17 protein-coding genes and 1 pseudogene are annotated in these 14,415 nt (G+C 67.2%); 5 read left to right on the top strand and 13 right to left on the bottom strand.

Going from position 1 to position 14,415, the window contains the following annotated elements:
• Positions 1–102 precede the first annotated feature (102 nt).
• The 13 genes and pseudogenes from CCN42_RS13060 to CCN42_RS13000 all read right to left on the bottom strand — a co-directional run bounded on the left by CCN42_RS13060 (position 103) and on the right by CCN42_RS13000 (position 8,623).
• Positions 103–1,269: pseudogene (locus CCN42_RS13060) on the bottom strand (tyrosine-type recombinase/integrase).
• A complete protein-coding gene (locus CCN42_RS13055; protein WP_086735549.1) occupies positions 1,269–1,481 on the bottom strand; it encodes an excisionase family DNA-binding protein in 213 nt (70 codons plus the stop codon). The pseudogene CCN42_RS13060 and the gene CCN42_RS13055 overlap by 1 nt, the downstream one beginning before the upstream one ends.
• Positions 1,478–2,779 carry a replication initiator gene (locus CCN42_RS13050; RefSeq protein WP_086735547.1) on the bottom strand — a complete coding sequence of 434 codons (1,302 nt, stop codon included), beginning with the start codon at positions 2,777–2,779 and terminating at the stop codon, positions 1,478–1,480. The genes CCN42_RS13055 and CCN42_RS13050 overlap by 4 nt, the downstream gene beginning before the upstream one ends.
• 132 nt (positions 2,780–2,911) lie before the next feature.
• On the bottom strand, positions 2,912–3,169 hold the full coding sequence (locus CCN42_RS13045; protein ID WP_086735545.1) for a SpdD protein: 258 nt from the start codon (positions 3,167–3,169) through the stop codon (positions 2,912–2,914).
• A gap of 14 nt (positions 3,170–3,183) precedes the next feature.
• Positions 3,184–3,378 carry a hypothetical protein gene (locus tag CCN42_RS13040; protein WP_086735543.1) on the bottom strand — a complete coding sequence of 65 codons (195 nt, stop codon included), beginning with the start codon at positions 3,376–3,378 and terminating at the stop codon, positions 3,184–3,186.
• 10 nt (positions 3,379–3,388) lie between these two features.
• Complete coding sequence (locus CCN42_RS13035) at positions 3,389–3,580, bottom strand: mobile element transfer protein (RefSeq protein WP_019527054.1); 192 nt, start codon at positions 3,578–3,580, stop codon at positions 3,389–3,391.
• A complete protein-coding gene (locus tag CCN42_RS13030) occupies positions 3,580–3,771 on the bottom strand; it encodes a hypothetical protein (protein WP_004985516.1) in 192 nt (63 codons plus the stop codon). Before CCN42_RS13030 ends, CCN42_RS13035 begins: the two co-directional genes overlap by 1 nt.
• A gap of 18 nt (positions 3,772–3,789) precedes the next feature.
• On the bottom strand, positions 3,790–4,419 hold the full coding sequence (locus CCN42_RS13025) for a DUF2637 domain-containing protein (protein ID WP_086735541.1): 630 nt from the start codon (positions 4,417–4,419) through the stop codon (positions 3,790–3,792).
• 82 nt (positions 4,420–4,501) lie between these two features.
• Positions 4,502–5,875, bottom strand: a complete 1,374-nt coding sequence (locus CCN42_RS13020) for an FtsK/SpoIIIE domain-containing protein (RefSeq protein ID WP_086735539.1) — start codon at positions 5,873–5,875, stop codon at positions 4,502–4,504.
• Positions 5,876–5,880: 5 nt separating this feature from the next.
• A complete protein-coding gene (locus CCN42_RS13015) occupies positions 5,881–6,231 on the bottom strand; it encodes an SCO3933 family regulatory protein (protein ID WP_086735537.1) in 351 nt (116 codons plus the stop codon).
• Positions 6,232–6,355: 124 nt separating this feature from the next.
• The gene (locus tag CCN42_RS13010; RefSeq protein ID WP_086735550.1) at positions 6,356–7,084 is read right to left on the bottom strand and encodes a GntR family transcriptional regulator; all 729 of its coding nucleotides are present in this window, start codon (positions 7,082–7,084) and stop codon (positions 6,356–6,358) included.
• Positions 7,085–7,173: 89 nt separating this feature from the next.
• Positions 7,174–7,611: an ATP-binding protein gene (locus CCN42_RS13005; RefSeq protein WP_086735535.1), complete on the bottom strand. Its 438-nt coding sequence runs from the start codon at positions 7,609–7,611 to the stop codon at positions 7,174–7,176.
• Between the two features lie 280 nt (positions 7,612–7,891).
• Positions 7,892–8,623, bottom strand: coding sequence for a GntR family transcriptional regulator (locus CCN42_RS13000; protein ID WP_245877258.1), 732 nt, complete (start codon positions 8,621–8,623; stop codon positions 7,892–7,894).
• 94 nt (positions 8,624–8,717) lie between these two features.
• On the opposite strand from CCN42_RS13000, the gene CCN42_RS12995 reads away from it, so the two are divergent.
• From CCN42_RS12995 to CCN42_RS12975, 5 genes are all read left to right on the top strand, one after another.
• The gene (locus CCN42_RS12995; RefSeq protein WP_086735533.1) at positions 8,718–9,806 is read left to right on the top strand and encodes a DUF1152 domain-containing protein; all 1,089 of its coding nucleotides are present in this window, start codon (positions 8,718–8,720) and stop codon (positions 9,804–9,806) included.
• Positions 9,803–10,054, top strand: coding sequence for a hypothetical protein (locus tag CCN42_RS12990; RefSeq protein WP_086735531.1), 252 nt, complete (start codon positions 9,803–9,805; stop codon positions 10,052–10,054). Before CCN42_RS12995 ends, CCN42_RS12990 begins: the two co-directional genes overlap by 4 nt.
• Positions 10,055–10,389: 335 nt before the next feature.
• The gene (locus CCN42_RS12980) at positions 10,390–11,394 is read left to right on the top strand and encodes a DUF4365 domain-containing protein (protein WP_086735527.1); all 1,005 of its coding nucleotides are present in this window, start codon (positions 10,390–10,392) and stop codon (positions 11,392–11,394) included.
• Between the two features lie 648 nt (positions 11,395–12,042).
• Positions 12,043–13,167, top strand: a complete 1,125-nt coding sequence (locus CCN42_RS42105; RefSeq protein WP_143661903.1) for an ATP-binding protein — start codon at positions 12,043–12,045, stop codon at positions 13,165–13,167.
• A gap of 45 nt (positions 13,168–13,212) precedes the next feature.
• Positions 13,213–13,980: a transposase gene (locus tag CCN42_RS12975; protein WP_086735525.1), complete on the top strand. Its 768-nt coding sequence runs from the start codon at positions 13,213–13,215 to the stop codon at positions 13,978–13,980.
• Positions 13,981–14,415 lie beyond the last annotated feature (435 nt).

The following is a 14,415-nucleotide window of genomic DNA, read 5'->3' as shown; positions in this document are numbered from 1 at the left end:
TTCGATTCTCGTCACCCGCTCCAAGCAAAACCCCCAGGTCAGAAACCCGGGGGTTCTTTGTTGTCCAGACCGGTGAGCGGGTGCCGCACCACAACCGCATCATTAGCTCGCCGACGGCTCCTCCTTGTGGTGCGCGCGGTCGTCGTTGTGGTGCTTCGCACGTTCGGCGCGTACGAGGTCGTCGAGCCCGGCGGCGACCTCCCGTTGCCGGTCCTCGTCGGAGTGCTGGTAGATCAGCGCCGCCTTCTCGGAGGACTGGCCGGCGCGCACCATCGTGTCCCGGAGGGTGGCGCCCGAGCGGGTCGACAGGGTGTGCCCGGTGTGGCGGAGGTCGTAGAAGCGGAAGCCGTCCGGGAGACCGGCGATCTCACGAGCCCGCCGCCACTTCCGCCCGAACGTCGTGCGTCGGAAGGCCGCGCCCTTCTCCCCCACGAAGACCAGCCCGTCCGGGCCCTTCTCGGCGAACCAGTCGAGGTGGCGCCTCACCTCCTTCCGGAGGAAGGCCGGGAGGACGACCACGCGAGCACCCGCATCGGACTTGGTCGGCCCGGGCGCCCGCTTGCCGTTGGTCCGCTCCGGCTCGGCGACCCGTACGCGGATCACGAGGTTGTCGACGTCGACGTCCCGGCGGCGGAGGCCGGCCAGCTCCTCCGGCCGCATCGGACCGTAGGCCCCGAGATAGACCATGAGCCGCCAGCGGATGCCGATCGCGTCGGCGAGCGCGTCGACCTGGGCGACGGTGGCGATGCGCCGTTCCGCCGCCGACTCCTTGCCCGCCCCTTTGATCCGGCACGGGTTGCGCGTGATCAGGTCGTCGTCGACGGCCGTCTCAAGGATGCCTTTGAGGAGGCGGTACGCCTTGGCGACGGTGGTCTTGGCCTGGGTGGAGCGGAGCCGTTCGGCGCGCCACTAACGTACGCGCGGGGCCGTGATCTCGTCCAGGTCGAGCCCGCCGAACGCCGGGAGGATGTACAGGCGGAGCAGGTGCCGGTACAGGTCCTCGGTCCGAACGGCCAGCTCCCGTTCCTCGACCCACTTCTCGGCGTAGACGCGGAAGTTGACGGCCCCGGCATCAGGGGCGCGCCAGTCCCCGCGGCTGAGGTCCGCCTCGACCTGGGACAGCCAGATCTCGGCGTCCTTCTTGGTCGCGAAGGTCTTGTCCGCGCGGATGCGCTCACCGTCGGGCCCGAGGTACGACGCCGTCCAGCGGCCGGACCGGTACTGCCGCACCGCACCGAAGCGCCGGCGCCTGCCCTTCTTGTTAGCCATCAGGCGGCCCTCCGCAGTCCGGCGCGGCGGAGCCTCACCGGTTCCACGGTGTGGGCGGCGAGGTAGTCGTGAACGGCGCTCTCAGGGATGCGGACGTGTCGGCCGACCTTCACGTATCGGATGCGCCGCTCCTCGATGAGCCGCCGCGGAAAGCGGGCGGTCGTCCCCAGCAGCTCGGCGACCTGGTCCACGGACAGGTAGCGGTCGTTCATGCGGTCGGCTCTCCTTCCGTTCCGGGAGCGGGTTCGAGGGTGGCGGCGAGCCAGCTCTCAGCGCTGGAGAGGCCCGTTCCGGCGAAGACCCAGTGCGCGAGGACGAGAGTCGTGTCGTGGCCGGTGTCGACGGTCGGAGCGGCTTGACCGCGGCGCCATTCGGCACGGGCATCGCGGAGAGCGCCGAGGGTGGTGGAGTAGCGGCGGGACTTGGTGGAGAAGTGGCCGCGGAAGCCGAGCATGTGGGCCCAGGCCCGCAGGCGCAGGTCCGCCAGCTCGGGACGGGCGCCCAGGGTCCAGGCGGTGCGGATCATTCGCTGGGCATGTTCGGTGATCCGTGCTTGTGCCAGTTCGGCGAGGAAGCGCAACGGTCGGTCGAGGGTGCCCGTCGCCGTCTCGGCCCCCTTGGTGGCGTACTTGGCGACGTACGCCGCTACGGCCCGCTCGGTCAGGTCCTGGCCGTCGTTGAAGTCGGTGGACCGGATCGTACGGACGTCGAGCTGTCGGCCGAAGACGAAGGTGTGCGGCTGGCCGTCGATCTCCGGGCCGTCGACGCGAGCTGCAGCGGCGGCAGCGCGGATGGCGTCGGTCAGCAGCTCGGCCGTCGCCCAGGCTGGGGGCGCGGTCTCACCACCCTCGGGACCGTCGAGGCGGATGACCGCGTGGAAGTGGACGGCGCCCCGCTTCTGGTACTCGGCCACCTTGGCGAAGGAGACCCGGGCATGGTCGCGGAAGGCCCGCTGGGTGAGGCCGGCTCGCTTGGCGACCTCCCTGCGGAGGTAGATCGAGAAGCGTTGCCAGAGGGCCCCGGCGTGCGCGTTCCACAGCACGGCCGCTTCGTAGTCGTACGTGTCCGGGTCGAGGGGCGTGCCCAGGGCCGGGTCCTGGTCGTCGTGGCGGATGCCGCAGCGGCAGGGACGATCGCCGGAGGGGCGGTTGTGGACCGGGCCGAAGCTGGGGGCGGTGAAGGTGGCGAAGACGCGCGGGTGGGTGGCGACCCGTTCGGGGGTGCCCTTGCCGCCGCGGAGTCCGGCGGTGATCAGGTGGTAGGTGTCGCGGCGGTAGGTCTCGGCGCAGGCCGCGCACCGGGTGGCGCGGCGGTTGTTGCAGCAGACGAGGAGCTGGCCGGCCGGGAGGGCGGAGGAGTCCAGGTGGTGCAGGACGTGGCCGATTTCGCCGGTCGTTCGGTCCACCGCGTGTTCGGTGCGGTGGCCGTCGAGGCGTACGGGGCGGGTGCAGCCGCCCAGGCCGGACAGTTGGCGGGCCAGCTCGGGCAGGGTGCCGAGGGAGGCCAGCATGGAGAGTTCCGCCAGCGGGGGCGGAGTCTGCCGGGTGATGATGGGAGTTCCTTTCGGCTGTCGTGACGGTTGGGAGGGACGGCCCCCGGGGCGGCGGGATGCTTGGCGGCTTGTTGCCGCCCCGGCGGCCGGTCAGCGCTTGTGCGCGCTGCTGACGAGGGAGCGCAGGACCACGGCGGCGATGGCCACGGACACGGCCGAGACGGCGACCGCCGCCAGAAGTGCGGTGAGCACGATCCCGACGACGACCACGGCGGCGACCGCGCCGGCACCGACGCCCACGAACGGAGCGATCGGGCGACCGGCCGAGGGAGCCGGAGCCTGCGTCTGCTGAGGCGTGACGGCCGTTGTCGGCAAGGTGGGGACGTCGGGCAGCTTGGGACGGAACACGGCGGATCTCCTTGTCACTCGTGGGTGCCGTTGACGACGTCGCCCCTGGAGCGGGTGCCGGACTCGATGGCGGGGGCGAGGAAGGTGTGTGAGAGCCAGAAGCCGAAGAGCGCGATCACGACGGCGACCCAGAGTCGGACACCGAGGAACTTGATCGCGGCCCAGGCGATGACGCCCAGGACGAAGACGAGCGGCAGCGAGACGGTCACGGAAGCTCCTTCAGCGGATGGCGCAGCGGTGGGTACGGGCGGCCAGCTCGGCGGCGGCGCGGCTGTCGTAGTCCGTGGCGAAGCCGCAGCGCGGAGCCGTGCAGGCGGCGGTGTGCTTCTCACGGCCGCGGCCGTCGTAGTACGTGGCGACCTGCACGGGGCCGATGCGGACGACACGGCGGAAGCGGCGGTTGGCGGTCATCAGGGGGTCTCCTTCGGGTCTTCGCCGGTGAAGTCGGTGACGTGCTCGGCCAGCCAGCGCAAGATCTCGTCGCCCTCGTACTCGTCGGCGGCGAGGATCACGGGCTCGGCGATGAGCACGGCTTCGGTGAGGCGGTTCTGTCGGGTCAGCTCGGCGGCGCGCTTCAGCGCGCGGAGTGTGGACGGGCGCACGGGGGAAGGTCCTCCGGGTCAGGTCAGGTGGGTGGAGATGGCTTGGGCCAGCGGCAGCGGGACGCCGAGCCGGGCGCGAAGGGTCGAGGTGTCGATGGGCGTTCCGGTGCGGGCGCGGTGTTCGTCGGCGACCTTGCGTGCGAGCGTGACGAGCGCCGGCGGGACCGGGGGCGTGGAGGGCGGAGCCGGTTCCGGCTCCGCAGCGGGCAACTCAGGTGCGGAGACGGACGCTTCGGACGTCATGGGTTCCGAGGCTGACTCGTGCTCCCTCGTCGAGGCGTCCGCGGTTGCTCCGTGGGCGAGCAGCGTTCCGCCGAGGAAGGCGATCGCGGGCCATCCGGCGACGAGGATGCGCAGCCAGGCCGGTACGGCGTTCAGGTCGAGGAGTCCGGCTGTGGCGACGTTGGCGCCGAGCGAGGCGGTCAGGGCGACGAGGAACCAGCACCACCCGGCCGTTTTCGCCTCACCGGAGCGCAGCTGCCGCCAGGCCGCGACCAGCAGCAGGTCGACGGAGACCGGATAGGCCCATGCCTTCCAGCCGTCCTGTCCGGCAGCCAGTGCCAGGTCATGCAGGTGGGCGAAGGACAGCGCGGCGGCGATCAGCGCTTGGACGAGTACGGCGTCGATGCGGACGGGCAGGGCACGCACGGCGCGGCTCCTTCCGGTTCCAGGCATGGAGGGGGTAGGGACGTGGCACGGGACGGCCGTGCCGGCCGTGGGCGGGGTGCGCTTACTCGGTGACCGGGCGAGCCGTGGCCACGGGCCCGGACGCCTCCACCGGCACCGGCGGGACGTACGGCCGGAAGGGATCGAGCGCCGGTACATCGGGGGCGAGGTCCGCCGTGGCGCGGCAGGTGGCCGCAGCGTCGGCGAGGGAGAGGTAGGGGGTGCGGATGCGGGACCAGCCGCCGGAGGTGTCGCCGACGACGGCCAGGCCGGGCAGCTCGGGGGCGATGGCGCAGGCCGCGAAGACGGCCTCAGGGGCGATGTCGCCGAGTGCCATCTTGGCCGAGGCTTCGTCGTTCACGCGGTGGCAGACGCGGCCGGTGAGCTGAGCGCGGAGCATGGTCGCGCCCTTGCCCAGTTCGGAGCCGAAGCGCTGTCCGCAGACTTCGAGGTAGATGCCGGCGGCCCGGCCGAGTTGGGCGAGCCGGATGAGCTGGGTGACCATCTCGTCCCGCCGCTCCTCCTCCTTCCGCGTGGCGACGAGGAAGAGTTCGGCCACCTCGTCGATGAACAGCACGATCGGGGCCGGGCGTTCGTCCTCCGGCAGTCCCCAGACGTCCGAGGTGATCAGCTCTTCCGGAGTGCCGGGCGCGATGCCCTGCCGGGCCTTGATCAGGTCGTATCGGTCCTCCATTTCCTTCACGAGCGCGGGAAGCAGCTCGGCCGCCTCGTCCGGGTCGGTCGCCAGGGCGGAGAGCCGGGGCGCGAAGGGCGCCAGCTCGACCCCGCGCTTGCAGTCGATGCCGACCAGTGCCACCGGCTGAGCAGCGAGCCCGGTCAGCAGGTTCCGCAGGTACATGGACTTGCCCGAGAGCGTGGCCCCGAGCACCAGCTCATGCGGCACGGCCCGGTAGTCCCGCACGAACGCGGTCGCGTCCTCCCGTAACGCCACCGGGATCCGAAGCGGGCCGCCGTCGAGACGACGGGGCATCCGCACCTTGCGCAGCACGTCGAAGCCGACGAGCCGCAGTTCGACGACGCCCGGCTTGACGTCCCGCACGTGGACGGCGTGGACACTCCAGGCGTGCCGGAGGCGTTCGGCGGAGGCCGCAACGTCCGCCGGCTCCTGCCCCGGAGCCAGCCTCAGCCGTATGCGCAGGCCGGTCGTGGTGGGACGGATGACGCCCCTACGAGGAGGCACCGGCCGGACCTCACGGTGGGTGGTCGCCCGGACGGCCAGTGCCCGCCACCGGGACGGTTCGACGGTCAGGCCGCAGGCGTCCATGGTCGAGGAGTACGAGGCCAGCAGCCGAGCCACGGAGAGCGGCAGCCCGACCGTGGACCAGTACGCCGCCGGGTGGGCGCACCGGGCGTAGGCGGCCCCGCCTATCGCAGCGAGCGAACCGCCCAGCTCGGCCCACGTCACCAGATCCGTCACGGCGATCAGCCCGCCTGAGCCATCGAGAAGGCGCCCGGAGCAACGGCAGTCGCCCGGTAGGCGATGCCGTGCCGCTCCCGGCCGTTGAAAACGCTCTGCCACGGCCGCGCCACCAGACCCGGAAGCGAGACCGGAGCACCGACCGTCAGGCCCTCGGTCACGCCGCTCTCCGGGACGGTGACCTGGATCAGCGACGACTCGCCCTCATCGATGTAGACGACGCCGACGGTCATCAGCGCCTCACCGGTCACCGCGTCCTTGGCGATCTCACCAGTCTGCCGGTCGCGCACCTTCGGCGCCGGAGCCTCGGTGAGCAGGATCGTGGCGGTCGAGGCGTCAACGCGGATCACACGCACAGGGATTGCTCCTTCTGAGAGTCGATCAACCTGCCAACCTGACAAGTTGACTTGGCAAGCTCGAGCCGGGATGCCAGGTTGACTTGTCAAGTGGCTATCGCCGAAGTTTCGCCCGAGGAGGGAGTCAGTTCAGGCGGTAGGTGTCTTCGAGTTCCTGCCGGTCGGCAGGCAGAAGCACGTCAGCGACCTGCAAGGACCGGCCGGAGGCGTCACACGCGACGACCAGGACGCTCAGCACGGGGACGCCGTCCGGCAGATCCAGCAGCTCGGCTTCACGAGCTGCGGGCAGCCGAGCGGAGACCCGCTCGGTCACATGGTCGAAGCGGACTTTCTTCCGCGCTTCGAGGTGCTCACGGGGACTCCCGCTCAAGGGCTCACCGGACCCCAGCTCAGTGCCTTCAACCAGGCCGGCGGGGAAGTATGACGAGACCAGCTCGACAGCTTCGCCGTCCTCTTCGACCAGTAAGCGGCGCATGAGGACTTTGGCCCTCTTCGGCAGACCAAGTACCGAGGCGACCCGAGTCGGGACAGGCACATGCCCGACCTCGATCAGCCGGCCCGCGCCCTGTGACTCGTCGCGCTCCAGCGCCTCACGCCCCCGCCGGTCCTTCTGCTCGACGACTTCCGGGCGACCCCGGACGATCGTTCCGTACCCCTGCCGGGACTCAAGCCAGCCGTCCCGCTTCAGCAGTTCCAGGGCCCGGACGACGGTCGGACGGGACATCCCGAATGCCTGCACCAGTTGGTTCTCACTGGGGACGCGGGTGCCGGGTGCGTACGTGCCGTCCTCGATGCGCCGCTGAAGCGTCTGCGCGAGGCGCACGTACTTCGGTGGCTCCACTTCATACGCCATGAACACCGCCCGTCGAGATTGGCCAAGTCAACTGGTCAACCAGCCTAGCGACAGATTCAAGGTGGCAGTAGGAGAGGTGAGCTATCCCATCACGCCGGCCAGGCATCGGCGACCACGAAGGAGACAACCGTTCCGCCGAAGCAGCTGGGCCCGGAGCGCCAGGAATCGGCGATGGAGTCGACCAGGAGCAGCCCCCGCCCGTGGGCGTCGTTCGCCTCCGGGTGCCGCAGCCGCACGTTCGCCGGGAAGCCCGGGTTGTGCACGTCGACGCGGAGCGAGGTTCCCTCGCGGTACCACTCGACCCGCACCAACCACGGGTCATCCGACTTCCCGTAGCAGATGGCGTTGGTCACCAGCTCCGAGATCATCAGCGCGCAGTCGTCGATCGAGCAGGCCGGGCTGTACGGAGCGATGAAATTCCGGAACCAGCGCCGGGCGCGAGGGACGGACTCGGGCTCCGGATGCAAGGTCATCGCTCCGAGCCACGGTGAGTCCTCACAGGGGTGACGGTCGATCGTGTAGGCCATGCGTGCTCACTCCTTGCCGCTGCCGTCGCAGTCGAGACAGCGCCGCTTCGACGTGGCACGGCTGCGGTCGTTGGCCGTGGAGAGCGCCAGCGCCGTTCGGGAGCCGACGCGCTTCCATCCACGCCCCCGACACCCCCGGCAAGCTAACCGCGCATCCTGCACCGGCCGCCGACTCGTCACGTCGTGCCCCTTCTCCTCCAAGTGGCCTTAGCCACTTTTTGGATAGTGGCATTAGCCACTTTGGAGGCGCAAGCGGTTCGCCGGAACTGGCGAGTCGTCGTCAGGTGAGCGGGTAGCCCTGCTCGAACGCCCAGCGGTGCGGCGGGTAGGTGGCTTCAGCGAACTCCAGCGGGCGGTCCTGGAGGTCGAAGACGACGTGATGGACGATGAGGACCGCGGACCCCGGCTCCAACCGCAGGTCGGCCGCTTCCTCGTCCGTGGCGGCCCGAGCGCACATGCGGTCCTCCGCGTAACTGCCTTGACGCCCCGTCATCCGCTCGACGTACATGAGCGTCCCCTCCTGGATCCGCTCGGGATCCAGGAGCTTGGGCGCCCGCTGGCCGACGTCCGCAGCGAACCACGAAGTGGACAAGTTGATCGGACCGTCCTGGTTGTTCGTCACCCGCCGGCGGTGCACGGCTCGGCGATCCTTCACCAGCCCCAGAGCTTCGGCGACGTAGTCCGGAGCCTCCAGCCAGCCGGCCGAGGTGATCACCGCGTACTCTCCGGGCGTGTAGATCTTCCCGGTCTGCCGGGCGCGCCCGTACAACTCCCTTGCCCGGCGGTTCACTTCGGGGCTGCGCACGTACGTCCCCGAGCCCTGGCGCTTCTCGACCAGGCCCTGATGACTCAGCGCCTCCAACGACCGCGCGGCCGTGGGTCGGGACACCTTCCAGTCCGCAGCGAGCTGCCGTTCCGAGGGGACCTCGTCCCCCGGCCGCAGGTCACCCCGAAGGATCTGGTCACGGATGTAGTGGGCGATCTGGAGATACTTCGGTTGAGCCTCTTCGATCTACGGCATCTCCCCTCCCTTCCTCGTCCAAGTGGCTATGGCCTTTAGCCACTATAGGGTGAGTGGCCAACCCGTGAACCCGTACTCTGAGCGCATGACGCGGTTGATCGTCGCAGCAGGAGGAGGGGGCGACGCAGTCGCCGCCGCCATGCTTCACGCCGCCCTCTACGGCGACGAGGACCAGGCGGTGATCCTCACGTACTCATGGGACCGCCTCCTGATCGACCCGCTCCCGGGACCACGAGGAACCGACAGCTTCACGGGACTCGAACCCCTCACTCAGTCCGTCCGGTCAGTGCCGGCCGAAGCCCAGCCGATCGCCCCAGCAGGCTCCACCCTCCCCCGCCTCGCGGCAGAGCTCCCGCACACACTGGCCCTGCTCGACCCGCACCACGGCGCCGAAGGCATCACCCGCCAGCTCGAAGAGCTGGTGTCCCACCTGGCGCCGGCATCGATCGATCTGCTCGACGTCGGCGGCGACATCCTCGCCCAGGGCGACGAACCCACCCTCAAAAGTCCGCTCGCCGACGCCCTCACCCTCGCCGCCTGCTGCCAGGTCAACGCCCCGATCCGGCTCCTGGTCGCAGGCCTCGGGCTGGACGGCGAGATCTCCCCCGACGACCTGCGCCCCCTGCTCGGCCCCCTCGTCCACACCTTCACCGCCGAGGACGTCGAGGCGATCCGCAGCATCCTAGAGTGGCACCCCTCCGAGGCCACCGCCATGCTCGCCGCAACAGCCCGAGGAGCCCGCGGCACCTGCGAGGTACGCGACGCCGGCCTCCCCGTCCCCCTCACCGACGAAGGACCCACGGTCCACGAAGTCGACCTGGACGACGCGGTCAGCCGCAACAGCCTGGCCCGCGCCATCATGACAACCGCCGCCCTGGACGAGGCCGAGGCATACAGCCGCGAGATCTGCGGCTTCTCCGAAATTGATTACGAACGCAACAAGGCAGCATGGCTCAAGGGCCAGCCACCAGTCCCCCTCACCCCCGAAGATGTCCTCTCCCAGCTCGACCGGTTCCAGGCAGAGGCCAGCGCCCGTGGCATCACCCACACCACGTTCCGCCACCTCACCGAGGCACTGAACCTCAACGGCTCCCAGCGCGACGAGCTACGCCGGCTCCTCATCAACAGCCACCCAGACCAGTACGACGCCCCGTTGTGGAACATCGGAGCATGAGCGCGTTCGCAAGCGATCCAGGCTTGGACGACGTTCGGGACGCAGCAGGCCTCGGCACAGAAGTCGATGTAGCCGTACACCTTCACGACGGCACGGTCAGGCTCTCGATCCTCTGGACACAGGAGATCCTGCTGAGCGCCGACGACGCCGTCCAAGTGGCCCAGGCACTTCAACGTGCCGCAGAACAGGCGCGCAGGATCACAGCAGCCAGACCACCGGCAGGCCAACCGACGCCTGAATCCAACTGAGTTACAACCTTCTCTACGGGTTCAAGGCGGCTCGCTGCCGCTCGCCGCGCGCGGCACGGCCCCCGGCCGTGCCTGCGCTCCTGTCTGCGCCCCGCTCCAGCCCGGCCGGCGCCCGTGCCGCGCCATCAACAGTCAGCCACCTGATGTCATAGAAGGGGTACGCCGTGGCTGGGGCGGTCGGCTCCGCGGCTTTAAAGATCATGGCCCTGACGTCGTGCCGCATCGGGCAGGTCCACAGACTGCCGGACGCGCCGGAAGCTTACGGGGTCATGCCTCAGGGACGTCTTGATGTCCGAGCACCTCGGTAACATGACGAGTTCGAGGCAGGGGGGAAGATGGCTAAGGTTCGGCCAAGTCGTCGCATTGAGCGCGCGGGCGTAAATGCGCTCCGCGCACTACTCGAAGAGCATGACCACATCGTCCAAGAGATCGATGGAGGAAATGACCACGGTGAAGATCTATATGTAATGCTTACCCGAAACGGCCGCAGGACCGGACACGTTTTCGCAGTGCAAGTAAAAAGTGGAAAGAAATATAAGCGGTCGAAGGGATACGCCGTCCCTATTGAAGATCACGGCGAAGACTGGCGCGAAAGTCGAATACCGGTGATTGGCGTGGTCTACGACCGAGAGCAGTCGTCACTACATTGGGTTAATATTAGCAAAAAGCTACGAGGCTCCGATATTTCGCCAAAGTGGATTCAAGTTCCACAGGCTGCAGTTCTTTCCGACGAGACAATCCGCGGCTTCGCGGCAGAGGTGGAGTCATATATTGATCATGAGGGTATGCGCATTCGAGGAGCCACACAGGAAGAGGTCTTCAGTGGCGCGGCCCGGGCCCGAGAAGGGCTAGACCCAGAAACCGCACCGAATCCTCTTTACGAGGGCCTTGCAGACCTAGCCTTGAAGCATGAAGAGAAACTTAGTCAGGCGGGCAGAATTGCCCGTCGCTACCTCCCCCTCTTGCTCCTATGTTTGATTATGGCTATAGAGTGGCCGTACCAGGTTCGTTTCGCAGAGAAGCACGGCTCCGGAGTGAACCCGTTCATCTGGGCAACAAACCTTTACTTTTTTATGCTTTATATGGCGCTCACCATTCTTTTTGAATTTCGAGCGGGAAGGCTTCCCGCAAACACCGGGCGCTTCTTTGCTCTTATTACGGGGAACTTTCTCTGGTTGCCCGTGATTGACAGTGGCGGCACAGAGGATTGGTGGGGTGCCATGTGGGTTTTTATAGGGGGCGTTGTACCCAACGTGGGGTACACAATCCTCCTGACTCACTACGTTGCCTCTGCTGTAGAGAGAAGGAAGAAAATGCGGCAGGGTGGCACGGGTACATGACACCCCAGTGCTCACAATTACAGCGTCCAGCGCGCTAACTGATGACAGACTTTGCCGGAAATGAAAACACACGTTGTGGTGTGCAAGTTCATCAAGATACTGCGCAGGCACGATTGTGAAGGTCCTTGCCTAAGGTTCCACCGCCACGCTTCCGCCAGCGTGGCTTGCTCTGGTCGACGGCAATAGCAGCGTGGCTAAGACCGGTGGGAATGCGGCGAGACATACGCGCGCCTAGTCCATCGCCGCACCCGCCATCGTGGCTGACTTTCGTCGGCTGAGGTTCAGGCGGGGCCCATCGAGGGTGCCGGCCGTCAGCCGAGTGCGGGCATGGCTGGGCCGCCCCTGGGCCGTCCAAGGTTGCTCGACAGTGGCCAAGGACGACCAACAACGACCACCAGGCGCACGAACCTACGGCCTCTGAACAGCGAAAATGCAGGCCACCAAGATCCCCGGCAAGACCTAGGGCAAGAAGACACCTCAGGTTGCGTCCCCTGGCGGGGCCACAGGTCGCCGCGATAGACCTGCGGTAGAGACCGAGCTCCAGGCATCATTTGAGATCCGCAGTGGCGAACTGGCCGCACGTAGCGACTGCGTGTGTGCCCCCACACCGAACGATCACGCCCGCCCACACCTCTGGGAGGCCCCCCGTTGCCACGAACCATCCGCTTCGACAGGACCCGCGAGGAGCTTCAGTTCGAGGACACCTGCCGCCAGTATCGCGACGTTGAAGGGTACGTCTTCCACGAGTCCGAACTTGCACAGTTCAAAGCCGTTGACCTTAAGCATGCTCTGCAAAGCGCAGCTCGCCTCTACGAGGCAGACGAAATGGATGTATTCATCGTCGAGGGCGACGAAGATGAGTTTGATGATGAGTGGTCACCGCCGGGCCCCGTACATATTTCGCTTCAAAAAGGAACGCTGGTCGTACAGATTCACGTTATTACGAAGTCAGAAGAGTTCAACGAGGAAACTCTACCCGACGTCTATCGGGCCATCCTCGCACCGTATCTAGCTAGACGTAGAGCAGCACTTCGCGACATTGAAATGACCGTCGACTACCATACGTCTCCTTTCGTATGGCGCATCGATATCGAGTGCAACCTACGCAATCGGCTAGTCCGAGAATTATATGAAATCGGCAGTGGCGCGATTTCACTCCTAGAGGCTGCCGAGAGCGGCGAACTCACCCGCGAGACAACCATCGAACTTCTCCGCGCGGGGCGAGCCGACGTTTTAATTGGTCAGCCAGAAGGCCCGTGGCTCGATGTAAAGAGTTCACATTACGACCTCGATACACAACACGGAAAGATCTCAATAGCCCAGGCGGTAGCAAGGTTTGCAAACGCCGAGCACGGAGGAATCGTCGTGGTGGGCATGCGAGGAAAGAAGGTTCCTGCGGGGGAGGTAATTCACAGCGTCTGCCCAGTACCCCTCGACGGGCGCACGCTGCGTCGCTATCAGAGCGCTCTGGAACATCATCTGTACCCACCCCCCGACCTCCTTGACATCGAGGAGATCTCCGACGGCTCAGGGCTGGGCATTGTCTTTCTCCACATTCCACCTCAGCCCGAGGAGCTCAAGCCTTTCCTTGTCCATGGGGCAGTAGTGGACGGCCGCATGGAGGGGGCCTTCATTAGCATCGTCCGCCGCAGAGGCGAAGGGTCGATCCCTATCACCGCTCCTGCGATTCATTCCACGCTGGCTGCTGGCCGCGCCTTGCTGAGACGCGGCCAACTACCCGATGCTCCACAGAACTTGGAAGGCTCACCCTAGAGGTTGTCCCGTAACCAGTGTGGCGGGTGGTGCGTTGACTTGGACATGGGTGGGGTGATCTCAACGGATGATCCGAAGTGGATCGAGCCGTTCTCCGGGCTGTCCGAGGCGCAGTTCGCCAGGCTGGTGGCGCTGGTTCGGCGCCGTGGCGGTGATGTCCAGCGGGGCCGTCCCTGGCGGCTGCGGCTGGAGGACCGGGTGCTGCTGGTGGCGACGTACTGGCGCACGAACCTCACATTGCGGCAGGTGGCGCCGTTGTTCGGGGTCTCGAAGTCTGCGGCAGACCGCATCCTCGACCACCTCGCACCCCTGCTGGCGATCTCGCCGGCCCGCAGGCCGCGCAAGGACACCGTCTACATCGTCGACGGCACCCTGGTGCCCACCCGCGACCGCAGCGTGGCCGCGTCCAGCAAGAACTACCGGTACTCGACGAACCTGCAAGTCGTCATCGATGCCAACAGCCGCCTGGTCGTGGCGATCGGCCTGCCGCTGCCCGGCAGCCGAAACGACTGCCGGGCGTTCACCGAGTCCGGCATCGACCGGGCCTGCCGCGGCGCACCCACCATCGCCGATGGCGGCTACCAGGGCACCGGCCTGCTCATCCCGCACCGCAAACGACGCGGTCAGACGTACCTCAGCAGTCAGCAGGAGACGGAGAATGCAGTCCATCGCAGGGCCCGGGCCCGAGTGGAACACGCGCTGTCCCGGCTGAAGAACTGGAAGATCCTGCGCGACTGCCGACTCAAGGGCGACGGCGTTCACCAGGCCATGCTCGGCATCGCCCGACTGCACAACATGGCCCTCGCCGGATAACTCAGACCCCATACGGGACAACCTCTAGCCGCGTTCGAGGAAAAGCCCTCGTGTGGCGGGAGTCGGGGTCTGACCTGTACGGCGCTGGCCTTTTCCAGCGCTGGAGGGCAAGGGCATGTCCGACTCTCGGTCGCTTCAGTCGCTGACTGGGTCTTCGTGTAGGACTGAACGGCAGCGACCCAGTGCTTCCTCGGTCGCTGGCCAAGGAGTGGGTGAAACTGCAGGTCAGGCGGGGACCTGGGGGTATGCAGCGACTGAAGCGACCGACGCCCTATCTCGATGTTCGGGGCTAGGGTCTGTCTGACAATTCCCGTCGTCCTCCCGGAGGGCGGGCCCCGTGGCGTCCGGTGCGTGCGAACGCGGCGAGCGTGCGTGCCATGCGCCACGGGGCGGGCGGGAATTGTCAGACAGGCCCCTAGTAGTACTTCGTTAGGT

Origin of the sequence: Streptomyces glaucescens (genome assembly GCF_002154375.1) — a bacterium.
Lineage (GTDB): Bacteria > Actinomycetota > Actinomycetes > Streptomycetales > Streptomycetaceae > Streptomyces > Streptomyces glaucescens.
Note: the sequence above shows the minus strand (reverse complement) of the source record. Positions and strands in the feature narration are given on the sequence as shown.